Below are 24,977 nucleotides of genomic sequence, written 5' to 3' on the forward strand. Positions count from 1 at the left end.
GTTGTCCAGCGTCGCCGCCGGACGTCACCGATCATCAGATCAACCTGTCGAAACTCGTTAGACATAAGCTTATCCTCAAGCCTGTGCTTGAGCCTCCCTGCTTATGCTGAGTGTCCGGTCGAAAGTGGGGGCAGTTCAATTGGAGAGTCGATCGATGACCAGGTTAAGAAAGATGATGCTACACAGCGCCTGATGACTATTCCAGGTGTGGGAAAAATCACGGCTGCCACTGTCCGAGCAGTCGTCCCGGACGCAACGCTCTTTAAAACGGCACGGCACTTTGCCTCGTGGCTTGGCATTACACCGAGGTCGTTTTCATCCGGTGGCAAGCTGAGTTACGGCCGGATTTCGAAGATAGGAAATGGGGAACTTCGCAAGCTCCTGGTTATCGGAGCCTTTCCAATAGTCGCCCGCGCAAGGGGGCGCCAGAGTACAAATGAGTGGCTTTATTCCCTCGTAAAACGAAAGCCCTACAAGGTGGCAGCCGTCGCGATTGCCAACAGAACCGCGCGTATTGTATGGGCACTTGTGACCAATGGCGGGGTCTGCAGTTCCACCAAGGGCTTTCCGCAACCCGAGCTAGCATGACCCACTCGACTATCAACGGTTGACGATTGATCGAAACGCAGATCCAAACCGTGGAAGAGGTCGCAGATTGAATTGACCCTCAAAATCGCAGATTTTTCTGAACGTCAGGCGATTTGGCACATCAAGTGATGCCGTTATGGGCCCGCTTAGTCCCAGACCGCTGCTCTCAGCCCTTAAGGTGTATTCAGAACCTAAGGCTGAGACAAGATAAGATTATGAATGGGCACTGGGGGGATCCGGCCCAAATGATACGCCCTTGCTGTAAGCGCCTTCACTGTGCAATCCAGGCAAAGCGCCATTCGTCGGGTTGTCCTAGCGCGTAATTATATCTGGCGGTACCGGTCGAATCCTGCTTGGCTTTCATCTCGTCAATCAGCCAGGATGCAGTTGGTATTCCCGGCAGATGACAACGATGGATCGCCCCTTCTACTTCATCAAGGGTTCCAAGCCCGACATTGGGAACGGCTCCGGGCCTCATCAGGGTCCAACTGTACTGTCGCATACAATCTCCACCACGTAGGGTCACTGCCACAAACACACGACCGGAGGCAGAAATGTATACAGCCCCTTCTGGTTCCTTCCAGCGCTAGCCGCTGATGATGGGGCGGTGGTGATGTCCGCCGGACTAAGGTCCGATAGCTGGAACCCGATAGAGCTTCGAGAGTTAGTCGCCTCGTAAATCAAATGAGGGGTGGGACTATGCTCTGGTGGCTACTGCTCGGTTATTCTTCGTTCGTCTTCACGGTCACCGCGGTTCTTCTGGCGATCGTGCTTCGGCAATTGCGCGCACTTGCGCGCAACAACACCGTCAGTGCAGCCAGATAGTGGTCCAATCGAGAGTGCTCCACCATCGAGAATCTCAGCTTAGATTATTCCGATCCGAGAGGAAGATCCTCCGCCGAGGCCGTTTGACAACCACCGACTTTAGCCCGTATTGCCGGGGCCGCTCGTAGAGCGTTTAATGCTCTCGATATTGCGAGTTCAGCGCGAGTTAGTCGCGACGAAAGATCTAGGAATGCTCACTCTACCCGTCCACACCAAAACGATCGCGACCTTAGAATACGATCCACATAAGCGCTTATTGGTGGCTCGGCTCCGCAGCGGTCAATTGCGGTCGGTAAAGAATTTCCCGGTCTGCGCTGTTCTACGTATGATTAGCGGCTTACCCGCCGAAGCATCCACTTTTTTGCGTCCTATTGGCTGATGGTACGTCCATGAGAGAGGACCAAGAGGCTGCAGCGCAAGATGGAAGAAACAGCGCCCAAAAAGAGCTTCTATCCATCGCAAATCCTATTTTGATGACATGGCGCAAGGGTTACGACGAGGAATGGTCAATAATGATGGGCATCGAAAGGAAGCTACGCGAGGATTAACCCGCGAAGAGGCGCGTTATTGATAGAATTGTCGTCGAGGTGCAGGCAGATGCCGAAACTAAGACGCACGAGAAGGGCTCGCCTATGTATTGAGTGGCGAGCCCTTTTTTATTGGAACCCACCCTGGTTCGGCAAGTTTTACACGTGCCGCAGCGATGCGGCGACACTCCCCCTAGCTTCGCTCGTCATTTGGCGGGGTTTACTTTTGCCGCTACCCCAGCCCTTGTGAGCCTGTAGCGCGGGGTCATTATAGTTGTTGTTCCACATGATAAGCCGCATTTCTCGGGCGCGACCACATCAAAGATCCCGAGCAGCGCATGGCTGTAATGCTCGCCATCCCCCTCGATCATGTCAGCGTAGTTGAAATCGTCCCCGGTAAAGCACAGAACACCATCCGGAAGGCAGCGCCGGAGGATGACTTCCTTCTCTTTAACGAGAAGCGAGATCTTGATGCCTTCCACCTTGTCTTTGCTGGCTTCGATAATGCGGATGACGATTTCGAGCGCCGAGCCGAAATCCGACGCCCCCCAATACCCTGTGAGGTTCAGATCGAACATATCGCCCAGGCCGTGAAGGACCACCTTGTCTTTGGCCTGCGAAAGTAGGTGCCCATAGACCTCTTCGTAGTCATCCGCAGCGAGAAATGGGTGCCGATGTGGTACAGCATCGGCACCCGTGCACGATACGCTCACCCTTTGATGTAGTGGCTCGTGGAGTATCCTCGAGCTCACTCAATTCATTTTGCGGTCTTAATCTTGGTGACCTCTTCGGCGCTCAACTCACCGACCGTCGTCACCTCGCCGCCGCTGATCTTCCACAAGCGGAACGGACCTGTGATGTCGCCATACTTGTCGAAGCTGACAGGGCCGATAACACCTTCGTACTTGACCGGCTTGCCATTCTTGATGAGCTGCAGCGCCTTGGCGAACTCTTCCTTGCCAGCATGGATGGGCGTGCCACCCTCGGCGACGACCTCGTGCATGGCTGCCTTAATGGCGGCCGCATCTGCCTTGCCGGCCTTGGCGATCGCCAGCGCCACGATTGCACCCGCGTCATAAGAGCGGTCGGCGGCCGGAGCCGAAGGCGAGATGCCGCCGGAGAAGGCTTCGTAGTTGCCATTGAAATATTCGGTCGACGCCGTAGGGCTGGTGCCGGAGGAGGTGCCATAGGCATTCTCGAGATACTGCGCGCCGACGCTCTCGATAAAGTCCTTGGAGTTCATGCCGTCGTTCAACAGGAAGGTCTGCTTGCCACCACCGGAAACCCAAGCGCGAGCAATGGTCGCGCCATCGACAGGCGTGCTGACGAGATAAAGCGCATCGGGGTCACCGGCCATCGCGGCGCTGGCTTCCGAGGCGTAGCTTGATTGCTTCTCGTTATAGGGCGTGGTCGAGGTGATCGTGCCGCCGAGCTTCTGATAGGCGGTCGAAAATTCCTTGACCATGTTCACGCCGAAGTCGTTGTTGACGTTGATGATCGCAATCTTCTTCAGGCCCTGGTCCATCGCGAACTTCGCGGCCGCGGTGCCCTGCAGCGCATCCGAGGTGATGGTGCGGAAGAAGACGCCGTTGGTCTTGCCGCTGCGGCCAAGCTCGGTCAGCGTTGGAGACGAGGATGCTGGCGAGACCTGCACCACGCCGGCCGGTGCCGTTACAGATGTCAGGATCGGGATCGATACCGACGAGATGATGCCACCGATGATGACGGGCACCTTCTTGATGTTGACGAGCTGGGTCGCCTGATCGACGGCGACGTTGCCCTGGCTCTGGCTGTCGCGAGTGTCGGCGACGACCTTGCAGCCATTGACGCCCCCGGCGTCGTTAATGTCCCGGAAGGCCATCTCGACGGACTTAGCGCCGGCCTGGCCATATTCACCGGCCGGACCGGTGAGCTCCATAACGAGGCCCACGGTAATGTCGCAATCGGCGGCCAGCGTCGGTGCCGTGGATGCCGCAAGGGCAGCTACCATGGCAGAAAGCAGGAATGTCGTTCTCATTTTTGTTCCCCTTTGTTGAGATTGTACTTCATGATGCTGCCGTGGCGGCCTTCCCTGTCCCGCTCCAGCGTATAGACGTCGCCGTCGAGCGGCTTTGATTGCGCAAGGATCGCATCGATCTCAACCCTGTCCTTCTCGCTTAGCGCGATATCGGCGATTGCAACATTGGACTTCAGGTGATCCCGATTGCGGGCGCCGACGATGACGGCGGCGACGCCTGGCTTGGTCAGCATCGCTGCACTTGCGATCGTGGCAATATCGGTATCGTGCCGGTCGGCGATCTCGCGCAGCGTCGACAGCAGCGCCTGGAATAGATCCCAACCGCCAAAATCGTCGATGATCAGCTTGTACTTCGTCAGTGAACGGTTCTCGAGCGGATGTTCCGGTTCCGGCTGGCCGAGCCAGCGATCGCCGAGGAAGCCGCCGGCGACGGTACCGTAGCAGAACAGCGCGAAGTTCTTTTCGCCGGCAAGCGCCGCCATGCGCTTTTCCGGGCGCCGGTCGAGCAGCGAATATTGCAACTGCAGCGAGGTGAAGGGCACGTCGGAACCGATGATCGCTTTGATATGATCCGTGTCGAAATTGGTGCCGCTGATCTTGCCGATCTTGCCGGCCTCATGCAGCTCCTTCAGCCAGCCCGCCGTTTCCAGCCAGCCCTCGATATCATAGGCCCACCAGTGGAATTGCACGAGATCGAGGCAGTCGAGGTTGAGCCGCTTGCGCGAGGTATCGATGACGCCTTCAACATAAGCCTTGCTGATGTTTGGTAGGACGGTCAGATCGGGCACGAATTTGGTGTGGACGCGGATGCGCGACAGCGCCTGAGTGCCACGCAGGTTCTTGTAGGCGACGCGAAAACGGCCGATCAGCTCCTCGACGCCTGTATAGATGTCAGCGCAGTCGAAAGTGGTGATCCCGGCGTCGGCAAAGGCGATCATGTCCTCGACAGCGCTGCCGCCATCGATCGCGCCGTGGCCGCCCGCCAGCTGCCAGCCGCCGCGAATGACGCGGGAGATTTCGTAACCGGGGGCGATGGTGATGCGCTGCATGTCTTTCAGCCTATTGGTCATTCAAGGGAACCGCCGTGGTGGCGGCATGGCTGAAACGGCGGATACCCGTGCGGGTGATCCTGAGCCGTGTCGAGCAATTGGGGTCCGGGCAAGCGATGTCGGCGTCCGTCGTCATCCAGTCGTTGCGATCCGTCGGGCGTTGCTTTGCCGCGAGCAGCGGCAGCACGGAGGAGAGCGAGTAGATCGAGATCCCCTGTCCCTCCGGCAGATGCAGCATCTCGCCCTTGAGCTCGAAATGATCGCCAGGCTTGGCGCCGCAGTAAACCGCGCCGCCTTCGGGAATGATCACGTCGACCCTCAGATCGAACAGGTCGAAGCCGTCGTCGATGGGTTCAGGCATGGTGACCTCCCGATGCATTGCCGTTGGGTTCGGCATCCAGCCGCCCGCGGATGAGATCGAAGGAGCGGCTGATGTCGTTGGAAAGCGATTGCATCGCGGCCTCGACATCGCGATTTTCCAGCGCACCGATCAGCGCCCAATGATGATTGGTGGCGCCAAGTCCGCCCTCTTCGTCATGAATATGCGCGGCCTTGCGAATGATCGCGCCCGACTGAAGCCACAGGCTCTCGACGATCGGGATGAGCACCTGCGAGCGCGCCGCATGATAGATGTGGAAATGGAACTGCTGGTTCAGCGCCGAGGTGACATGGCCGATATCCTTGCCGTGCTGCTCGAAAGCGAGATCGCAATCGACATTGATCTGCTTCAGCACGGCAAAATCGTCATCCGTCAGATTGGGCAGCGCCAGCGCAACCATCTGGCCTTCGATCAGGATGCGGGCGCGGGCCAGATCGTCCAGCCGCTCGCGGGTGATCAGCGGCACGCGCACCGAGCGATTGGGCAGCGATTCCAGCGCCTGCTCGGACACGAGGCGGCCAAGCGCCTCGCGCACCGGCATGGTGCTCGTCTGCAGCCGCTCGGCGAGATCGACGATGCGCAACACGTCGCCGGCGTCGAACATGCCGTTGATCAGAGAGTTGCGCAGCTGCGCGTAGACGCGGTCTTGCAGCGTTTCGCGCCCGACCGGCGACAGCGCGTCGTCACGGTCGTGACCACCATCGGCCGGTTTCCTCGCATGGGCTCCTCCCGATGGGACTACCATCGAGCCTGCTCCGTGAGACACCGCTTTTTTCGGTTGCTTTTCACCATGGGGTAAAGTTTGATCAAACATCACCAATCAAATCAAGAGACTTCTTTTCTCCATGCCTTTGCCAGTGCCAGACGCCCCACCGAAAGCGGCAGAACCCGCCAGAGCCGTTATCGACGCGCGCGACCTGGTGAAGTCGTTTCAGGGCAATGTGGCCGTCGGCGGCATGTCGCTCAGGCTTGGCGAAGGTGAGATGGTTGGCCTCATCGGCCCGAATGGCGCCGGCAAAACCACGTTGTTCAACCTGATTGCCGGAAGCCTGAAGCCGACATCGGGCGAAATCTGGATCGGCGGCCGCGAAGTGTCGCAGGAGAGCCCAGAGCAGAGAATCGGTCGTGGCGTCGGCCGGACTTTCCAGATTCCGAAGCCCTTTCTCGAAATGACGGTGCTCGAAAATGTACTCGTGGGCGCGCAGGCCCAGGACGGCGAGCGGCTGTTCGCGAACTTCCTGCGCTTTGGTCATGTCAGGCAACAGGAGCGGTTAGCGATCGAAAAGGCGCGTGCGCTGTTGGAGTTCGTCACCTTGTCGGGCCTAGAGGGACAGCCGGCGAAGGTTCTCTCGGGCGGACAGCGCAAGCTGCTGGAACTCGCACGCATCCTGATGGCCGATCCGCAGGCGATTCTGCTCGACGAACCGGCGGCCGGCGTCAACCCCGCGCTCCTGGAGACGATCATGGAACGCGTGCTGGATCTCAACGCGCGGGGCAAGTCCATCCTGCTGATCGAACACAATATGGATATGGTGGCGCGGCTTTGCAGCCGCGTCGTCGCCATGGCACTCGGCAAGCCGCTGGCCGAGGGCACGCCCGCCGACGTCGCCGCCAATCCCGAGGTCATCGAAGCCTATCTCGGAGCGGCGGCATGACCACGCCGGCGCTTCAAACCCGCGCGCTGGTCGCCGGCTACGAACCCGACCTGCCGATCGTGCGCGGCATCGATCTCTCGGTTGCGCAGGGAGAATTGCTGGTGCTGCTCGGACCGAACGGAGCCGGAAAGTCGACATTCGTCAAGGCGATCGCCGGCGTGGTGCCGATCCACTCGGGAAGCGTGATGCTGGGCCAGCGGGAGATCACCCACGTCGCATCCCACCGCAAGATCGGCGAAGGCCTCGCCTTCGTTCCGCAGACGGAAAACATCTTCGCGACGCTCACCATCCACGAAAACCTGCAGCTCGCCGTAGCCGTCCTGCCGAAGCCGCAGCGGTCAGACAGGATCGCTGCGCTCTATCGTCGTTTTCCCGATCTCGCCAGCAAGCCCTCGCGCATGGCCGGCGCGTTGTCGGGCGGGCAGCGGCAGATGCTGGCGGTCGCCCGCGCACTGATCGTCGATCCCTCCGTTCTCATCCTCGACGAACCCTCGGCCGGCCTGTCGCCGAAGATCATCGGCGAAGTGTTTTCGATGCTGAAGGAGATCAACGCCGGTGGCGTCACGGTCATTCTTGTCGAGCAGAACGTCAAGGCGGCGCTCGCGATCGCCAGCCGCGCCGTCATCCTGGTCGAGGGCAGGATCAGGCACGAGGGCGAGGCCTCCTCGCTGCTCGCCGACCCGCTGATCGCCAAGCTCTATCTCGGCACCACCACGCAGGCGGCGGAGGCACCATGAACCCGCAATTTCTCATGGATGGCCTGATTGCCGGCGCGATGATCGGCCTTGGCGCCATCGGTGTGACGCTTACCTATTCGATCCTGCGCTTTGCCAATTTCGCGCATGGCGAGATGCTCTCCTGGGGCGCCTATCTGGCGCTCGCCGTCAGCGGCGGCCTCGGGCTCCTGTCGACCACGTTGACGAAGCCGATCGGCCCATTCTCATTCGGCTGGTCGCTACCGCTTGCAGCTATCATCGCGATCCTGCTCACGGGCTTGCTTGCACTTGCCGTGGATGCGGTGCTGTTCGGGCGTCTGCGGGCGCGCGGCGGCGCGATCATCATTCTCGTCATGGCGAGCTTCGGCGCCTCGCTTGCGCTGCGCAGCCTGCTCGAATTCATCTTCACCTCGAAGCCCGCCTATTACACCAAGGCGCTGCAAATCGCCGTGAAGATCGGTGGCGGCCTGCGTGCCACGCCCGACCAGCTCCTGTCGCTCGGCCTTTCCCTGGTCGCGGTCGTCGCCATCCACCTGCTGATGACCCGCACCGACATCGGCCGCTCGATGCGCGCCGTCAGCGAAAATCCGGCTTTGGCGGGTATCGCCGGCGTGGATGTGCGCCGCGTGATCCGCGTCGTCTGGTTTACAGGTGCAGCCCTAGCCTGCATTGCCGGCATCATGACCGGGCTCCTGGTGCAGATTCGCCCCTATCTCGGCCATGACCTGCTGCTACCGCTGTTTGCCGCCGCGATCCTCGGCGGGATCGGCAGCGTCCCGGGCGCGATGATCGCGGGGCTGATCGTCGGCCTGTCGGAGGCCTTGGCCGTGCAGGTCGTCGGCGCTGAGTGGCGGGCGGCTGTCTCTTTCGTCATCCTGGTGGCAGTGCTGCTTCTTCGCCCGCGCGGCCTGTTCGGGAGGGCGGCATGAGCCTTGATCTGATCGCCTACGCAGCCTTCTTCCTGACGATGGCACTGACCTATGCCATCATGTGCCTCGGCCTCAATGTGCAGTGGGGCCAGACCGGCCTCTTCAACGTCGGCATCGCCGCCTTCGTCGCGATCGGCGCCTATGTGTCGGCGCTTTTGACGACGCCGGATGCGCCCGGCCGCTTTGGCGGTTTCGACCTGCCGATCGCCATTGGTTGGCTCGGCGGCGTGCTGGTCGCCGGGCTTGCCGCCTGGCTGGTCGGTGCGCTCACCATAAGGCTGCGATCCGATTATCTCGCCATCGCCACCTTCGGCGTCGCGGTCACGGTGCAGCTCTGTGTGCTGAACCTGCAACCGCTAACCGGCGGCGCCTTCGGCATCGGCTTCATTCCGCGCCCGTTCGGCAGCCTTGCCGCTGATCCGCTGGCATTTTCCCTTTCCAATCTCGCGCTGATGGCGGGCGTTGTGCTGGCGCTCTATCTGGCGCTCCAGCATCTCGCCAAGAGCCCCTGGGGCCGCGTGCTGCGCGCGATCCGCGAGGATGAAAGCGCTGCACAGGCGCTCGGCAAGCGGCCTATCCGCTTTCGTCTGCAGGCCTTCACCATCGGCGGCGCCATCATGGGGCTGGCAGGGGCCGCGCAAGGACATTTCATCGGCTTCATCGCTCCCGACAACTATCTGCCAATCCTGACCTTCCAGGTCTGGGCGATGCTGATCGTCGGCGGCTCCGGCAACAATCGCGGCGCCATACTCGGCGCGGTGCTGGTCTGGGGACTGTGGGCGCTGTCGGCGGCCGCCGTCTCCGCGTTCGTGCCGCCCGAGCAGCAGGCCCGCGCGGCGTCGCTGCAGATCGTCATGATCGGCGTCGGGCTCTGCCTCATCTTGCTCCTGCGCCCTCGCGGCATTCTCGGCGCCTCAAATGCGCTGGCATCGCTGACGAGCAAGCGCAAACAGACATCCAGGGAATAACGACATGTCCACCACGCCCCCACGCATAGCCCTCACCAAGGATCTCTCCATCAGCCGCATCGTCTGCGGTCTCTGGCAGGTGGCCGACATCGAGAAGAACGGCACCGTGATCAATCCCGACAAGGGCGCCGATGTGCTGCAGGCCTATGCGCTGGATGGTTTCGATACGTTCGACATGGCCGATCACTATGGTTCGGCGGAGCTGATCACCGGTCGCCTGCTGTCGCGCTATCAGAACGGCCAGCGGCCAGTCGCCTTCACCAAATGGTGCCCGGAGCCGGGACCGATGACGGCTGATGTCGTGCGTCGTGGCGTCGAGGAGCGGTTGACGAGACTTGGTGTCGACAAGGTGGATCTACTGCAATTCCACTGGTGGAGCTTCGAGCATCCAGCGTGGCTCGACGCACTGCACGAGATGCAGCGCCTGCGCGGGGAAGGCCTGATCGGCGCGCTCGGCCTCACCAATTTTGATGCCGGACATCTGGCGCTGGCACTCGCCGACGGCATCGAGATCGCCAGCAATCAGGTCTCGTTCTCCCTCGTCGACCGCCGCGCGGCCGGTGCGCTCTCGAAGCTCTGCGCCGATAGCGGCGTCAAGCTTCTCGCCTATGGGACGCTCTGCGGCGGATTTCTGTCCAAGAAGTGGCTGGGCCAACTGGAACCGACTGGTATCGCCGATTGGAGCCGCTCGAAGTACAAGCGCTTCATCGACGCCGCCGGCGGCTGGCAGGCCTTCCAGGGCATTCTCAGCACAGCCCAAACCATCGCGACCAAGCACGGCGTGTCGATCTCCAACGTCGCGAGCCGCTGGGTTCTGGAGCACGATGCGGTGGCCGCCACCATCGTCGGCGCGCGCATCGGCGAAAACGAGCATCGCGGCGACAATCTGAACGTCTTCTCTTTCGCGCTCGACGAAGAGGATCACGCCGCGTTGAACGCTGCCTTTGATAAGACGCAGCCCATTCCCGGCGACTGCGGCGACGAATACCGCAAGCCGCCATTCCTCACGGCATCCGGCGACCTCAGCCACCATCTCGATGCCATTCCATCCGTCTACATGGCTGAGCCTGTACCCGGTCGTCCCGGCCGTTCGCGTGTCTCATCCGGCAGCATGTGGGAACCGATCGCGGGCTATAGCAGGGCCGTCAGGGTGGGGGATCGCATTATGGTCTCCGGCACGACCGCGACTCATGGCACCAACCGCTGCGTAGCGCCCGGCGATGCCGGCGCGCAGGCGACCTACATTCTCGACAAGATCGCCGCCTCCATTTCGGCGCTTGGCGGCAAGATGGAAGACGTCGCCAGGACCCGCATCTATCTGCGTGATGCCAATCAGTGGGAGCCGGTGTCGCGCGCGCACGGACGCGCCTTCGCCTCGGTTCTTCCTGCCAACACGCTGATCGAGGCCGGCAATCTGATCGGCGATTACGAGGTCGAGATCGAGGCGGAAGCGATCTGCGACTGAGTACATGCAACATAAAGTAGGGTTAGACGCTTTCCCTATCAACATCATTCGTGTTGATCGAGGTGGCGGTACCGGTGCTTGGCTGCACTTCTGTATCTGTCCGAGGAAGAAATTGCCCCCAGCGAAGTCACTGTAAAGTTCATTGGCACGCTACCTACTAGAAGGTAGCGAAAATGCGTGATTCCAATGATCTGATGACGTGTGGCGACAATCGAGGGATTAAGCCTAACTGAGGAAGAGGATGCCGATGCATCTGCCTGATGGCAGTTGCCGCAGGCACGATTGGCGCCTTGATGGCAACCCTCGACATCTCGATCGTGAATTCTTCGCTCCCAACAATCGCTGGCAATATCCGTGCTAGCGGAACGGAAGGAACATGGATATCGACAGATGCCTAGTGGCCGAGATCATCATCATTCCCCTCGCAGGTCAGCTCGCCAGGTCAGCTCGCCAGGGTGCTCGATCTGCGCACCTTCCTGCTAATAGCCGCAAGCCTATTCACTCTCTTTTCAAGTGTTTGCGGCCTATCGCAAAACCTCACAATGATGATCATCGGGCGCGTTGGCCAAGGCTTCACGGGAGGCGCCATGATCCCGACGGCCCAAACAATTACTGCCATGCGGCTACCACGTCACCGGCCCTTTGTCGTGTCGAGATGGAAGCCAGGGCAAGCTCCGGCGCGCCCGCTAGGCTATCGCGCTATGACAGGATGCCTGGGAGTGGCGAAAACGATGCTCGCGGTGCTTACCAGCTCCACGTGGTGGAACGCATGCTCGCCAGCGGCTTTCGCGTCTGCGCGAAGGATGGCTTCGACGATAAGGTCGTGCTCTTGATAGGACTTCGCCAACCGGTCAGGCAACCGAAACTGGGCGCTGCGGAACGGCGCCAGCCGCGCCCGGGTAGCGGTGACCTGTTCGAAAATATGATCGTTGTGGGCACCCCGATAAAGCCTGGTGTGGAATGCGGTGTTGTGGGCGGCGTATTCCTCATAGCTGGCCGTTTGAACATGGCGCACTGACTTGTGGTGTTCCATTTCCAATGACCGCCGCTCCTCCACCGTCATGCGCTCGGCCGACAACCGTGCGCATACTCGCTCCAACTCCGCCATAGCCTCGAACATGGAATGCAAATAATGCTCACTCACATTGGCGACTACCGCGCTCTTGTTGGGTTCGCGGGCCACCAGCCCCATTGCGCATAGTTCCCGGAGCGCTTCGCGCACCGGCGTGCGGGAAACCGAAAAACGCTCAGCCAGAGAGCCTTCGTCGAGTTTCTCGCCTGGCAACAACGCACCGGTCACGATCAGATCCGCCACCGCGCGGACCATCTGCTCCACTGTGGTTCCTGATCTGACAACGTCCTTTTTCTTGATCTCGTACACGCAGTCTCTCGAATCTCTATCTTACATACAGTTGCCGAGCCTCGGAGATTTGTCAAATATTCAATAAAAACAATTTCTTAAATCGCATGATAACCGCTCTCCTCCTGATCTGCCCTACATAATGAATAAATAATCAGCAATGGGTACTTTTTAGACATTCTTACGGTCAAACTGTATGCAGTTTCACGATCGTCAGTCGCTATAGGTGCTTTTGTCGTTTGCAATCAACGACGTAAATTCTGGCACGGTCATTGCATACACTTTCAGTCGTATTCGTCCCATCGGCTTTGCCATCAAGGAGCATCCAATGACCAATCTCCTTTCCCTGAACCGCCGCAAATTCCTTTCGCTCACAGCCGCCGGCGCGGCTGCGACAGCGCTTCCCGGTTTTCTACCCAAAACGGCTTCCGCCCAGACAGCGATAACAGTGGGCTTCATTTACGTCGGACCGAAAGACGACTACGGCTACAATCAGGCCCACGCCGAAGGTGCCGCTGTCATCAAGTCCCTACCCGGAGTGACTGTCGTCGAGGAAGAAAACGTCCCCGAGACGGTCGACGTGCAGAAAACGATGGAATCCATGATCAACCTCGACGGGGCGACACTCGTTTTCCCGACGTCGTTTGGCTATTTCGACCCCCATATGCTGGCGATGGCCGCTAAGTATCCGGATATCCAATTTCGCCATTGCGGTGGCCTTTGGCAGGAGGGAAAAAATCCGCCGAACACCGGGTCCTATTTCGGATACATTTTCCAAGGCCAGTATCTTAACGGCGTTGCCGCCGGTCACGCCACGAAGAGCAAGAAAATCGGTTTTGTCGCCGCAAAACCGATCCCGCAGGTTCTCCAGAACATCAATGCCTTCCTGCTAGGCGCACGCAGCGTTGATCCCACCATCACTTGCCAGGTCATTTTCACCGGCGAGTGGTCTTTGGCTGTCAAGGAAGCCGAGGCAACCAACGCGCTGATTGACCAGGGCGCGGACGTCGTAACCTGCCACGTCGACAGCCCTAAAGTGATCGTGGAGACGGCGGCCGGCCGCAATGCTTTCGTCTGCGGGTATCATGCCAATCAGAGCCCGCTGGCACCTGAGAAGTACCTCACCGGAGCCGAATGGGCCTGGGGCAACATCTACACTGACTTCGTCAAGAAGGCCCAGGCCGGCGAGAAGCTCGGGAACTTCGTTCGCGGCGGCCTGAAAGAAGGCTTTGTGAAAATGAGTCCGCTCGGTCCGGGGGTGCCAGAGGCGGGACGGAAGGCATTCGAGGCCACACATGCCGAGATGCTCAAGGGCGGATTCTCGGTCTTCAAGGGGCCCCTCAAAGACAACAAAGGCAACGAGGTTGTCGCCAGCGGCAAGAGCTATGCCGAACAGGATATAGAGCTGGAGAGCATGAGCTATCTCATCGAGGGCGTCGTCGGTTCGACCGCGTAAACAGGCCAGGGGGAGAAGTGCCATGACGGTCGAGACCCATGATCGCGAAGTCACGATAGCCCAATCCGCGTCGCCTGCCTTTTGGCCTGCAGTCGAATGGACTGCACGCCGGGCGGAGCCGATCGCCATCAGTCTCGCGGCCATTCTCGCCGGCCTCGGGCTCTTCTCCCTTTTTATTCTCCTTGTCGGCAAATCGCCGGCAATGCTTTTCCAACTGATGTATACGGGCGGCTTCGGCAGCTGGTTCTCCATTCAAAACAGTCTCAGCCGCTCGTCGCCGTTACTGTTGACGGCACTCTGCGTCGCCTTGCCTGCACGCCTGGGACTCGTGATTATCGGAGGTGAAGGCGCTGTGGTTCTCGGCGGCGTCGCTGCGGCCGCGATCGCGATGCCGCTCGCCGGGCCGGCACCCGTCTGGATTACGCTCATTCTCATGGCGATCGCGGCGATGTCGGCCGGCGGCCTGTGGATTGGCCTGGCGGGCTTCCTGCGCCACTATCGCGGTGTGAACGAAACGATTTCGTCGCTGCTTCTGGCCTATATCGCGATCGCGCTCATGAACCAGTTGGTTGAAGGGCCGCTCAGGGATCCGGCCAGCCTCAACAAGCCCTCCACGACGCCGCTGCCCGCTGAATACATGCTCGGCAAAATCCCGGGTATGGATGTGCACTGGGGCCTTGTCGTTGGGATAGCCGCCTGCGCCGTTTCCTGGGTTTTGATCGACGCGACCCGATACGGGTTTGCAGCGCGTATCGCCGGCGGCAATGTTCGCGCCGCGCAAATCCAAGGACTGCCAGTTGGACGGCTGATAACCGGTTTCACGGCAATCGCCGGAAGCTTCGCCGGCCTTGCCGGCATGATCGAGGTGACCGCGGTCCAAGGCAGCGCCAACGCGTCACTCGCCGCCGGCTACGGCTATACGGGTATCCTCGTCGCCTTTCTTGCCCGCCACAATCCTCTGGCGATCATTCCGGTTGCGATACTGCTCGGCGGCATCGACGCGTCCGGAGGTCTCATCCAACGTCGTATGGGGCTTCCTGACGCCACAGTGCTCGTCCTTCAGGGCACGCTCTTCATCGTGATCCTCTTCTGCGAGACCTTTTACGGCCGCTTTAAGATCTTCAATCCGGACCTATGGAAAAGGAGCCAATGATGGAAAGCTCGGGCATCGGCATCTGGGGTGTTCCGCTTGCGATCCTCGCCGGCGCGATCCGCGTCTCGACGCCATTCATCTTTGTCAGTCTGGGCGAGTCGATCACCGAACGCTCCGGCCGTATCAACCTCGGCCTTGAAGGCACGCTCGTCTTCGGCGCTATGACGGCATACGCGGTTGCGGTTCTTACCGGCTCGCCTTGGCTGGGCGTACTCGCGGCCATGGGCACAGGCGCTGTTTTTGGACTTGTGCACGGTTGGATCTGCAAGTGGCCTAAGGTCAACGACATAGCTATCGGAATTGCGATGATGCAGTTCGGACTTGGTCTGGCATTCTTCCTCGGAAAGCCGTTCATCAAGCCGGCGGCCCCCCATCTGCCGTCCATTCCGCTCGGTCTTTGGTCAGGTGTTCCTCAAATCCAAGCCGCGCTCAACATCAACGTCCTTTTCATGATCGGGGCGGTACTGGCCTTCGCACTCCTTTGGGCATTCAGAAACACGCGCCTGGGCTTGATCCTGCGCGTCGTCGGAGACAGCACCGACGCGGCGAGAGCCATGGGGATCGACCCCGATAGGGTCCGGCTGATCGCCACGGCGGCCGGTGGCGCACTGGCAGCCATCGGCGGCGCATACCTATCGCTTTACTATCCGGGATCCTGGAACGAAGGAATTTCCTCCGGCCAAGGATTGATGGCCGTGGCGCTTGTGATCTTCGCTCGCTGGAACCCGGTTGGCTGCTTCTTTGCGGCACTCCTTTTCGGCGGAGCCGGAGCGCTTGGACCAGCTCTTCAGTCGGTTGGCGTCACACAAGGCTATTACCTCTTCTACGCAGCCCCGTATGTGCTGACGTTGGCGATATTGATCGCCACCTCGTCGCCGACACGTTCGCTCGCCGGTGCGCCCGGCGCGCTATCCCTGACAAAATAAGCACAGAAGGAGCCATATCCATGAACGGGTTAGGCGGCTTGAACAAATCCGAGCACGGCGTGGGCATTGGCCTGGTGCAGTTGCAACTACCGGTGACTACGACCAAACTAGATCTGGCGCGGCAAACCAAAGTCATTGTCGATCTTGTCGCAAAAGCGCGACGGAACCAGCCGGGAATGGATTTGGTCGTCTTTCCCGAGTACGCCCTCCACGGCTTGTCCATGGATATCAATCCCGAGATCATGTGCACGCTCGACGGGCCGGAAGTCGCCGCCCTCAAACAAGCCTGCAGGGACAATTCCATCTGGGGATGCTTCTCGATAATGGAGCTTAACCCTAACGGCATGCCTTACAATTCCGGGATTGTCATCGACGATACCGGCGAGATCAAGCTCTACTATCGCAAGATGCATCCATGGGTTCCTGTCGAGCCGTGGGAACCGGGTGATCTGGGCATCCCGGTGATCGAAGGCCCCAAAGGGGCCAAGCTCGCCTTGATCATTTGCCACGACGGCATGTTCCCTGAGATGGCACGGGAATGCGCTTACAAGGGCGCGGAAATCATGATCCGGACAGCCGGATACACCGCGCCGATCCGCGAAAGCTGGAAATTTACCAATCAGTCCAACGCTTTCTGCAATCTGATGATTACCGCCAGTGTCTGCATGTGCGGCTCCGATGGCACCTTCGACAGCATGGGCGAAGGCATGGTCTGCAACTTCGATGGCACAGTCATCGCCCACGGCACATCAGGCAGGGTGAACGAGATCATCACCGCTGAGCTTCGGCCCGATCTGGTTCGCGAAGCTCGACTGGGTTGGGGTGTGGAGAACAACATCTACCAGTTCGGCCACCGCGGTTACGTCGCGGTCTCCGGCGGCGCTGGCGACGCGCCTTACACCTACATGCACGATCTCATCGCAGGGAGGTACCGCGTGCCTTGGGAGGATCAGGTGAACGTTACCGACGGCACATCATGCGGCTTCGAAAAGCCGATCCGCCGTTACGGCGAAACTTTCAAACTTGCTGGCGAATAGGAGAAGCCCGATGGATGCAATGGTCGAGACCAAGGGACAATTCATAGATGCCGATCCGTATCCCTGGCCATACAACGGAGACCTGCGGCCGCAGAACACCGCATTGATTATCATCGACATGCAGACCGACTTTTGCGGAAAAGGGGGTTATGTCGATCACATGGGCTACGACCTCTCGCTGGTCCAGGCACCGATCGAACCGATCAAAAGGGTTCTGACCGCCATGCGGGACAAGGGCTACCACATCATTCACACCCGCGAAGGCCACAGGCCCGACCTCGCCGACCTTCCTGCCAACAAGCGCTGGCGCTCACAACGTATCGGCGCGGGGATCGGTGATCCAGGCCCCTGCGGTCGAATCCTGACCCGTGGAGAGCCCGGCTGGGACATTATTCCCGAATTATATCCGATCGAAGGCGAGACAATCATCGACAAGCCGGGAAAAGGATCGTTCTGCGCCACGGATCTCGAGCTGATCCTGAATCAGAAGCGCATCGAGAACATCATCCTGACTGGCATAACGACCGATGTCTGTGTGTCGACGACGATGCGCGAAGCCAACGACCGCGGGTTCGAATGCCTGCTTCTCGAAGATTGCTGCGGAGCCACCGATTACGGCAACCACTTGGCGGCCATCAAGATGGTCAAGATGCAGGGAGGCGTCTTCGGTTCCGTTTCCAATTCGCAGGCACTGGTGAGCCAACTGCCATGAGCACAATCCGCGACACCGCGCTTCCCAAGGCCGGCAAAGCAGTTGGCATCGACACCATCGGCATGACAATGCGTTTCGGCAGCTTCACGGCGTTGGACAACGTATCGATCAATATCCCAGCAGGCAGCTTTCACGCTTTGCTCGGGGAAAACGGGGCCGGAAAATCGACCTTGGTCAAATGCATCATGGGCTTCTACCACGCCACCTCGGGGTCATTGTCCCTCGATGGCCGAGAAGTCGCAGTAAATTCGCCCAAGGAAGCCGCAGCGTTCGGGCTCGGCATGGTCTACCAGCATTTCACCCTGGTGCCATCGCTGACGGGTGCGGAAAATCTGGTCATAAGCCGTACCCAGGTTCCCGCCGTCATAAACTGGTCGAAGGAGCGCCGGGATCTCGCTGCCCTCATGGAGCGCATGCCGTTCAAAATTCCGCTCGACCGTCCTGTCAGCGAATTGTCCGCCGGCGAGAAGCAGAAGTTGGAGATCGTCAAGCAGCTGTATCTCGGCCGTTCCTTCCTCATTTTGGACGAGCCGACATCTGTGCTAACGCCAGCAGAAGCGGACGAAATGCTGGCGCTTGTGCGTGGGATGACGGAGCGCGGCGAACTAACCGTTCTCATGATCAGCCATAAATTCCATGAGGTCACGAAGTTCGCCGACGGTGTCTCCATCCTGAGGCGCGGCAAGCTTGTCGGAGGCGGCAAGGTCGGCCAACTGTCGACCCAAGAAATGGCGGCGATGATGATCGGCGACGTAAAGCTCGCTGAACTCGACGAACGCGCTGCGATTGAGCCGTTGGCTCCAATCATCCTAAGCATAGAGGGTGCCAAAGCGCCCGACCGGTCGGGTTTGAAAACGATCGAAATAGACAGGTTGAGAGTACGCTCCGGCGAAATCGTCGGCATTGCCGGCATTTCCGGCAACGGCCAGAAAGAGCTGACGGAAATGCTTGCCGGGCAACGGCCACTGGCAAGCGGGACGATCTCCGTGAAAGGTCGCCGCTACGGCGCAACCAGGGCCGAAACTCGCGCCAACAATGTTCGCTTCATTCCGGAGGAGCCCCTCCAGAACGCGTGTGCTCCCAAGATGACCGTCGGCGAAAACCTCGCGTTCCGAACATTCGACCTCAAGGCGGACGGTGGGGACAGTCTTTGGCTTCACAAGAAGGATATGAAAAAGCGCGCAGCCGATCTGATCGCCGGCTTCAAGGTGAAGACGACGTCGTCCTCGTCCCCAATAGCCGCGTTATCGGGCGGCAACGTCCAACGCGCTGTCCTTGCACGAGAACTGACGGGTGACGTCGACTTGCTCGTCGTTTCCAACCCGTGTTTTGGCTTGGACTTTTCGGCTGTCGCGGAAATCCGGTCGCGCATAATGAAAGCGCGCAATGCCGGCACCGCCGTGCTGTTGCTGTCCGAAGATCTCGACGAGCTTCTCGAAATGTCGGACCGTCTTCTGGTGATCTCCGAGGGCAAGCTGGTCTACGAAACTCCAACGCTGGGCGCTGACATCGGCGTCGTAGGCGCTAATATGGCAGGACATCACTAATGGTCGAAATACCCGCGCAGCCGTTTTCATTCAACGCGAACAAAAGTCAGCTCGCGCTGATCGTCATCGACATGCAGCGCGACTTCGCGGAGCCGGGAGGGTTCGGGGCAAGTCTGGGCAACGATGTCAGCCGCATTACGAAAATCGTGCCCGATGTCAAAAGACTTATCTCTGGGTTCCGCTCTGCCGGATTGCCCGTAATCCATACAATGGAATGCCACAGGCCCGACCTCTCGGATCTTCCGCCCGCCAAACGTGACCGCGGAAGTCCCGCCATACGTATCGGTGAATTGGGCCCGATGGGACGAGTGCTCGTCGCAGGAGAGCCAGGGACGGCGATCCTGCCCGAACTCGCACCAGTCGACGGTGAAATAGTCATCGAAAAGCCGGGCAAGGGAGCTTTCTATGCAACGCCGCTTGGCGACATCCTCCAGGCGAAGGGCATCACTCAGCTAATTTTCGCGGGCGTCACGACCGAAGTCTGTGTCCAGACGACGATGCGAGAGGCCAATGACCGCGGATATGAGTGTTTGCTGGCGGAAGAAGCGACCGAGAGTTATTTCCCGGAGTTCAAGAAGGCGGCCATCGACATGATCCGCGCGCAGGGCGCTATCGTCGGATGGAGCGCACACGTGGATGACATTCTGAAGGGATTGACCGATGCCTGAAACCACCCGCGAGATGTTGACCTTAGGCGGTTGGAACGACCTCGCATTCGAACCGTTCCGGGAGGGTGTTACGATTCACTGGGTCCGGCAGTTCGCGGCAGAGCAGCCGGGTGTCGCACTTCTGAAATACGAGGCAGGGGCTGCGGTCCCCCGTCACCGCCACGAGGGGCTCGAGACGATCCTCGTTTTGGAGGGTACACAGTCCGACGAGGCCGGCGACTATGGGCGCGGTAGTCTGGTCGTCAACCCGGAGGGGACCGAGCATTCGGTTTGGAGCGACACCGGTTGCGTCGTGCTCATTCATTGGAACCGCCCGGTCCGCATCTTGGAGGAGGAAGAGGTATGACCGCGGGACCAGCTTTCGACATAGAATCCCTCCGCGGCTTCTACCGCGCCGGCGGCACCCCCCGGGAAATAATCGAGTTGGTGTTCGCCCGCCTCGCTGCCGCCGCCGATCCCGGAATATTCATATCCATTGTCGCTAAGGAAACCCTTTTTGCCCAAGCCGCGGCATTGGGGGCCTTCGACGCAAGCATGCCGCTCTGGGGGATCCCTTTTGCGGTCAAAGACAATATCGACGTGGCCGCCATGCCCACGACGGCCGCGTGCCCCGACTACGCCTATGTTCCCGAAAAAGACGCGACAACGGTCGCGCGGCTGAAAGCAGCGGGCGCTCTGGTCATCGGCAAGACCAACCTTGACCAGTTTGCCACCGGCCTTGTTGGCGTAAGATCACCCTATCCGGTTCCCCGCAATGCGATCGATCCCGCGTTGGTACCGGGCGGCTCTTCCTCAGGCTCTGCTGTCGCGACGGCACACGGGATAGTCAGCTTCGCCCTGGGCACCGATACCGCAGGCTCGGGCCGTATTCCGGCGGGCCTCAACAACATCGTAGGCCTCAAGCCAAGCTTGGGTGCTCTCTCGACAACGGGTGTCATTCCGGCGTGCCGCACGCTCGACTGCGTTTCCGTTTTCGCGCTTACCGTCGATGACGCATGGAGTGTGTACGCGGTCGCGGCCGGCCCAGATGAAACCGACGCTTATTCGAGACCTCCCGGCGACCTGGCCATCAATGTGTTGCCGCCGGTTTTGAAGGTCGGCGTACCTTCCCGAGCCGACCTCCGTTTCTTTGGAGACGAAGCGATGGCGCAGGCCTATGACCGCGCTCTTGATCAGCTGGCCCACATGGGACACAAGCTGGTCGAAATGCCGTTTGCTGACTTCTACAATGTCGCCGACCTTCTCTACGAAGGGGCTTGGGTCGCGGAGCGCTATGCAGCCGTCAAAGACTTCTTCGACACCAGGGAAGAGAGTTTCCACCCGGTGACCAGAAAGATATACGGCGCAGCGAGAACGCTTTCGGCAGTTGATGCTTTCCGTGGGCTGTACGAGCTTGCGTCATACAAAAAGAAACTGGCTCCCGCGATTGAATCGGTCGATCTCATATGCGTACCGACGGCACCGCGGCACTACACGACGGCTGAGCTGGAATCGGAACCGATCCGCGAGAACTCCCGCCTCGGGACCTACACCAATTTCGTCAACTTGCTCGATATGTGTGCGATAGCGGTCCCGTGCGGAACCCGCCGCGACGGCTTGCCTGCAAGCGTCACTCTGTTGGCCACCGCCGGAAAGGACGGGCTCACGGCGGCACTCGCACGGAAACTGCATGTAGAAAGTCGATTGTCTCTCGGCGCGACGCAGTGGCCGATACCCCGCATGGCGGCAAAGACAGAGCGGGTACGAAAGCATCTGATCGAGATTGTCGTGGTTGGTGCACACCTGTCCGGAATGCCATTGAACCATCAATTGACGGATCGGGGTGGTGAATTCCTGAGACTTGCCAGGACATCCAATGCCTACAGGCTCTATGAGCTAGGCGGGCAGTCGCCGTCAAAGCCCGGCCTTCTCAGAATTGGCAACAAGACCGGTGGCGAGATTGACGTGGAGATCTGGCAGCTCGATGCCGAAGCGTTCGGTTCTTTCACGTCGGAGATACCGCCACCGCTCGGTATCGGCACAGTCGTGCTATCGGATGGCACTCTCGTGAAGGGCTTTCTTGTGGAGGCGGCCGCAACGGAAACCGCAAGGGATATCACGGCGTTCGGTGGCTGGCGGAATTTCGTCGAACGCGGCGAGCGAGAAGCCACAGCACCGTAGTGACGCGCCATTGCCAGGGACAAGCGTAGATGCTGCGTCGATGGCCGGTCTGCCCCTTTATTTAGACCCTGTTGGCATATACATCCTGCATATACAAAGAGGATTTTACTATGCCCCCACCTGTACCATCTGATCGGGCAAGAGAAGCAAAGCTATTCCGAAACAATCGCAGCCAAGCTGTTCGGATTCCAGCGGAGTTCGAATTGCCGGGAGATCGCGTGCTGATTCATCGAGAAGGAAGCAAGTTGATTATTGAGCCTGTGTTAAAGCCAGCCAATATTCGTGAGTTGCTTGCGGAGTGGAGGAATGAGGAGCCTCTAGCCGCCGATGACCAGCTCCCTGACGTCGAGGATATGCCCGCGAGACCGGAGAGTATTTTTTGAGCGGCTTTTTACTCGATACGAACATTACAAGCGACATAATACGCAATCCATTTGGATCTGCTGCACGTCGTGTCGAGGCAATTGATCCGAAAAGAGTTTGTACCAGCATCATCGTAGCGGCCGAGCTTCGTTATGGATGCGCGAGAAAGGGCTCGACGAGACTGACGGCTAAGGTTGAGGGGATCCTTGAAACGATGGCTGTCATGCCGCTGGATATGCCCGCTGACGCCATCTACGGGCTTATCAGAGCGCAATTGGAAGCCGCCGGGCAACCTCTTGGGCTAAATGATCTGCTGATTGCAGCGCAAGCCCGCGCGCTCAATCTGACACTTGTGACGGGCAACACAAAGGAGCGTGCCGGAGCTACTTCTGGAAAATTGGCTTGATCGGTAGTGCGAAATCTATACGAGAGACGCGCGAGGCTCAGGTTTGGCGGATGCTTGACCTAAATTCCTCCCCTCCAGTTTAGCCCCCGAGCCATGGCGAACGAACGCTGAGTGCTCTCTACCGAAAATTCTGGCCGCCTGGTCGAATTGTCACACGCGTGGCAACCGCATAATCCAGATGTCTACAATGATCATCATCATCACGGCCTCGCCCCGCATGTAGAACCTGGGACAATTGACACTCCGCGGCTGCAGAACGCGTGAGCGAAACATGGTCAGCCGCTGCAAGGGGAATTATTGTGGAGCAAGACGCGCATCCCGTCGCTTCGTATGAGGCCGCCACAATCACTATCTTCTCGGCGCCCTCAGGCGTAAGCACAGAGGGATTTTTGTCCGATCGCGTCTCACCATGCGTGACTATGCCGAAACGTCGGTAGCAGCGCGGCTTTCACCGATCTCGTGACCAGTGAGGCCGCGCAGCTGCGGCACTCACCCTTGGGCGACCGCCGGTCGCCGCAACGAGACGAAGACGACCACCGCCGTGATGAGTGTGACGGCGGCGAGGCATAGTGTAAGCGCGCCAAACGCGTCACCGTAACTTGCGAGAAGTGTCGGTGGCGGAACCTCAGGAGCTAGCGCTGATGCACCTCCAAAATTACCCGTCGCAAGTCGCTCCGCAATTAGAGATGACGTCGCTGGTTGCGAAACAATTTTCGAGACTTGGGACTGCGCTAAGCCGCTCAGCAGTGCCGTGACCAGTGCCAACGCGATGCCTTCGCCAGCGACGCGAACGGTACCGAAGATCCCTGCGGCCATGCCTGCTCGCTCTTTCGGCACAACACTAACCGCAAGTCCATCCATCAGGCCCCACGGAAAGCTGATGCCGACGCCGATCACAAGGAGAGCCGGAACGAAGTCGGCCGTTCGAGCGCCGATCGGAACGAGGCCGAGCCAGAACACGCCTAGGCTGGTGACGACGAGGCCGAGGCCACAAAGCGTCGCCGGTGACAGCCAACGGGTCAGCGATCCCGCAAGCAGCGGCAATACTAGCAAAGGTGCCGACATGGCGAACATGGTTTGGCCAACCTCTGGAGCGGACATACCGTCAATTCCTACGAGTCGAATAGGAAGCAGGATGAGAAGCACGACGAAGCCATAGGCAGGGGCGGCGGCAAGAAGTTGGACACCTGCAAACTGCCGGTAGCGAAACAAATCCAGATCCAACATGGGGCGGGCAACGCGCCGCTCGATGAAAACAAATGCGACTAGAAACGTTACGGCTACCGCAAAAAAGGCGACGACCATCGGGTCGGACCAACCACGGCCCGGGCCTTCAAGTATCGCCGTTGTCAGGGCCGCGAGTGCAACCGTGAAGCTTACACACCCCGGCCAGTCGACCGTGGTGGCGGCTGGATCACGCGTCTCTACCATATAGAAAGTGCCGAGGACGAAAGCGGCTACATCGAACGCAACGACCAGGCCGAAGATGCTTCGCCAGCCGAACATCTCGTACAGATAAGCTGATGCTATCGGCGCGAGCGAGAGGCCGACCCCGAAGCTCACACCGACGAAACTGAACGCCCGCAACCGTCCAGAACCTTCGAACTCCTGCGCCAAAGCAGCCATCCCAGCCGACATCGCGGCAGCTGCCATGACGCCTTCAGCCGCTCGGATTAGATTAAAGCTCGTCATGTCAGGCACAAAGGCGAGCATCGCCGAAAGAATGGCGAACCCGGCCGTTGCGATAGCAAAGACACGCTTCCGACCATATCGGTCTGCCAGTGCTCCGGCCGCGAGAAGCATACTTCCGAAGGTCAGGAGATAGGCGTTTGTTGCCCAATTGACAGAGACTGGAGATCCGCCGAGCGCCATGCCAATACTCGGCAAGGCTATGGTTGGTCCCGTAAATGCGAGCGGCATTGACGCGGAGGCTAAGCACACAGCTATGAGAACGGCCACGGGATGCCGTGATGGGAGTTCATCTGCCATTTTGGTTTCCTGAATTGTTGCGAAGAAACATATCCTTCGGCTCGATGTATTGGGGTTGAGAATAATCCTCAGCCCAGCCTTG

Annotated in this window: 24 protein-coding genes and 3 pseudogenes; 19 read left to right on the forward strand and 8 right to left on the reverse strand. The window is 59.6% G+C overall.

Features of this window, described 5'->3' with window-relative positions; all coding sequences use genetic code 11:
• The first annotated feature begins 192 nt into the window (after positions 1-192).
• The gene (locus J2X43_RS31185) at positions 193-588 is read left to right on the forward strand and encodes a transposase (RefSeq protein WP_405049664.1); all 396 of its coding nucleotides are present in this window, start codon (positions 193-195) and stop codon (positions 586-588) included.
• A gap of 271 nt (positions 589-859) precedes the next feature.
• Here J2X43_RS31185 and J2X43_RS28915 read toward each other — a convergent pair whose 3' ends face one another.
• Entirely contained in the window at positions 860-1,090 is a 231-nt protein-coding gene (locus tag J2X43_RS28915; RefSeq protein WP_162702701.1) for a hypothetical protein, read from the reverse strand.
• A 197-nt stretch (positions 1,091-1,287) separates the two neighbouring features.
• Here J2X43_RS28915 and J2X43_RS28920 point away from each other — a divergent pair, with 197 nt between their 5' ends.
• Entirely contained in the window at positions 1,288-1,413 is a 126-nt protein-coding gene (locus J2X43_RS28920; RefSeq protein ID WP_310300788.1) for a hypothetical protein, read from the forward strand.
• Positions 1,414-2,245: 832 nt separating this feature from the next.
• Here the strand turns inward: J2X43_RS28920 and J2X43_RS28925 are convergent.
• From J2X43_RS28925 to J2X43_RS28945, 5 genes and pseudogenes are all read right to left on the reverse strand, one after another.
• Positions 2,246-2,593, reverse strand: a pseudogene (locus tag J2X43_RS28925) (DUF993 family protein); the annotation flags it as partial.
• A gap of 104 nt (positions 2,594-2,697) precedes the next feature.
• A complete protein-coding gene (locus J2X43_RS28930; protein ID WP_310301185.1) occupies positions 2,698-3,930 on the reverse strand; it encodes an ABC transporter substrate-binding protein in 1,233 nt (410 codons plus the stop codon).
• A 23-nt stretch (positions 3,931-3,953) separates the two neighbouring features.
• A complete protein-coding gene (locus J2X43_RS28935) occupies positions 3,954-5,006 on the reverse strand; it encodes an aldo/keto reductase (RefSeq protein ID WP_310301189.1) in 1,053 nt (350 codons plus the stop codon).
• Between the two features lie 10 nt (positions 5,007-5,016).
• A complete protein-coding gene (locus tag J2X43_RS28940; protein ID WP_112389144.1) occupies positions 5,017-5,367 on the reverse strand; it encodes a TIGR04076 family protein in 351 nt (116 codons plus the stop codon).
• Positions 5,360-6,130, reverse strand: coding sequence for a GntR family transcriptional regulator (locus J2X43_RS28945; protein WP_310300790.1), 771 nt, complete (start codon positions 6,128-6,130; stop codon positions 5,360-5,362). Before J2X43_RS28945 ends, J2X43_RS28940 begins: the two co-directional genes overlap by 8 nt.
• Positions 6,131-6,230: 100 nt before the next feature.
• On the opposite strand from J2X43_RS28945, the gene J2X43_RS28950 reads away from it, so the two are divergent.
• From J2X43_RS28950 to J2X43_RS31190, 6 genes and pseudogenes are all read left to right on the forward strand, one after another.
• The gene (locus J2X43_RS28950; protein WP_112389142.1) at positions 6,231-7,040 is read left to right on the forward strand and encodes an ABC transporter ATP-binding protein; all 810 of its coding nucleotides are present in this window, start codon (positions 6,231-6,233) and stop codon (positions 7,038-7,040) included.
• Positions 7,037-7,777: an ABC transporter ATP-binding protein gene (locus J2X43_RS28955; RefSeq protein ID WP_310300795.1), complete on the forward strand. Its 741-nt coding sequence runs from the start codon at positions 7,037-7,039 to the stop codon at positions 7,775-7,777. The genes J2X43_RS28950 and J2X43_RS28955 overlap by 4 nt, the downstream gene beginning before the upstream one ends.
• On the forward strand, positions 7,774-8,685 hold the full coding sequence (locus tag J2X43_RS28960; RefSeq protein ID WP_112389140.1) for a branched-chain amino acid ABC transporter permease: 912 nt from the start codon (positions 7,774-7,776) through the stop codon (positions 8,683-8,685). Before J2X43_RS28955 ends, J2X43_RS28960 begins: the two co-directional genes overlap by 4 nt.
• Entirely contained in the window at positions 8,682-9,653 is a 972-nt protein-coding gene (locus J2X43_RS28965) for a branched-chain amino acid ABC transporter permease (protein WP_310300802.1), read from the forward strand. The genes J2X43_RS28960 and J2X43_RS28965 overlap by 4 nt, the downstream gene beginning before the upstream one ends.
• Positions 9,654-9,657: 4 nt before the next feature.
• A complete protein-coding gene (locus J2X43_RS28970) occupies positions 9,658-11,118 on the forward strand; it encodes an aldo/keto reductase (RefSeq protein WP_310300805.1) in 1,461 nt (486 codons plus the stop codon).
• A gap of 455 nt (positions 11,119-11,573) precedes the next feature.
• Positions 11,574-11,765, forward strand: a pseudogene (locus J2X43_RS31190) (MFS transporter); the annotation flags it as partial.
• A gap of 44 nt (positions 11,766-11,809) precedes the next feature.
• Here J2X43_RS31190 and J2X43_RS28975 read toward each other — a convergent pair.
• Entirely contained in the window at positions 11,810-12,445 is a 636-nt protein-coding gene (locus J2X43_RS28975; RefSeq protein ID WP_405049665.1) for a GntR family transcriptional regulator, read from the reverse strand.
• A 361-nt stretch (positions 12,446-12,806) separates the two neighbouring features.
• Between J2X43_RS28975 and J2X43_RS28980 the strand changes: the two genes are divergently transcribed.
• From J2X43_RS28980 to J2X43_RS29030, 11 genes and pseudogenes are all read left to right on the forward strand, one after another.
• Positions 12,807-13,934, forward strand: coding sequence for a BMP family ABC transporter substrate-binding protein (locus J2X43_RS28980; RefSeq protein ID WP_310300811.1), 1,128 nt, complete (start codon positions 12,807-12,809; stop codon positions 13,932-13,934).
• A 22-nt stretch (positions 13,935-13,956) separates the two neighbouring features.
• Positions 13,957-15,087 carry an ABC transporter permease gene (locus tag J2X43_RS28985; RefSeq protein ID WP_310300814.1) on the forward strand — a complete coding sequence of 377 codons (1,131 nt, stop codon included), beginning with the start codon at positions 13,957-13,959 and terminating at the stop codon, positions 15,085-15,087.
• Entirely contained in the window at positions 15,087-16,013 is a 927-nt protein-coding gene (locus J2X43_RS28990) for an ABC transporter permease (RefSeq protein WP_310300817.1), read from the forward strand. The genes J2X43_RS28985 and J2X43_RS28990 overlap by 1 nt, the downstream gene beginning before the upstream one ends.
• Positions 16,014-16,033: 20 nt before the next feature.
• Entirely contained in the window at positions 16,034-17,050 is a 1,017-nt protein-coding gene (locus tag J2X43_RS28995; protein ID WP_310300820.1) for a formamidase, read from the forward strand.
• A gap of 10 nt (positions 17,051-17,060) precedes the next feature.
• Positions 17,061-17,762, forward strand: a complete 702-nt coding sequence (locus J2X43_RS29000; RefSeq protein ID WP_310300822.1) for an isochorismatase family cysteine hydrolase — start codon at positions 17,061-17,063, stop codon at positions 17,760-17,762.
• Positions 17,759-19,309, forward strand: a complete 1,551-nt coding sequence (locus tag J2X43_RS29005) for an ABC transporter ATP-binding protein (RefSeq protein WP_310300828.1) — start codon at positions 17,759-17,761, stop codon at positions 19,307-19,309. The genes J2X43_RS29000 and J2X43_RS29005 overlap by 4 nt, the downstream gene beginning before the upstream one ends.
• Entirely contained in the window at positions 19,309-19,977 is a 669-nt protein-coding gene (locus J2X43_RS29010; RefSeq protein ID WP_310300831.1) for an isochorismatase family cysteine hydrolase, read from the forward strand. Before J2X43_RS29005 ends, J2X43_RS29010 begins: the two co-directional genes overlap by 1 nt.
• Positions 19,970-20,323, forward strand: coding sequence for a cupin domain-containing protein (locus J2X43_RS29015; protein WP_310300833.1), 354 nt, complete (start codon positions 19,970-19,972; stop codon positions 20,321-20,323). The genes J2X43_RS29010 and J2X43_RS29015 overlap by 8 nt, the downstream gene beginning before the upstream one ends.
• A complete protein-coding gene (gene atzF, locus J2X43_RS29020; protein WP_310300836.1) occupies positions 20,320-22,137 on the forward strand; it encodes an allophanate hydrolase in 1,818 nt (605 codons plus the stop codon). Before J2X43_RS29015 ends, atzF begins: the two co-directional genes overlap by 4 nt.
• 110 nt (positions 22,138-22,247) lie before the next feature.
• Positions 22,248-22,520, forward strand: a complete 273-nt coding sequence (locus tag J2X43_RS29025; RefSeq protein ID WP_310300839.1) for an antitoxin — start codon at positions 22,248-22,250, stop codon at positions 22,518-22,520.
• Positions 22,517-22,913: pseudogene (locus J2X43_RS29030) on the forward strand (type II toxin-antitoxin system VapC family toxin). Before J2X43_RS29025 ends, J2X43_RS29030 begins: the two are co-directional and overlap by 4 nt.
• Before the next feature lie 482 nt (positions 22,914-23,395).
• Here J2X43_RS29030 and J2X43_RS29035 read toward each other — a convergent pair.
• Positions 23,396-24,895 carry an MFS transporter gene (locus J2X43_RS29035; RefSeq protein WP_310300842.1) on the reverse strand — a complete coding sequence of 500 codons (1,500 nt, stop codon included), beginning with the start codon at positions 24,893-24,895 and terminating at the stop codon, positions 23,396-23,398.
• Positions 24,896-24,977 lie beyond the last annotated feature (82 nt).

This window comes from Rhizobium sp. BE258 (genome assembly GCF_031457345.1).
Taxonomy (GTDB): domain Bacteria; phylum Pseudomonadota; class Alphaproteobacteria; order Rhizobiales; family Rhizobiaceae; genus Rhizobium.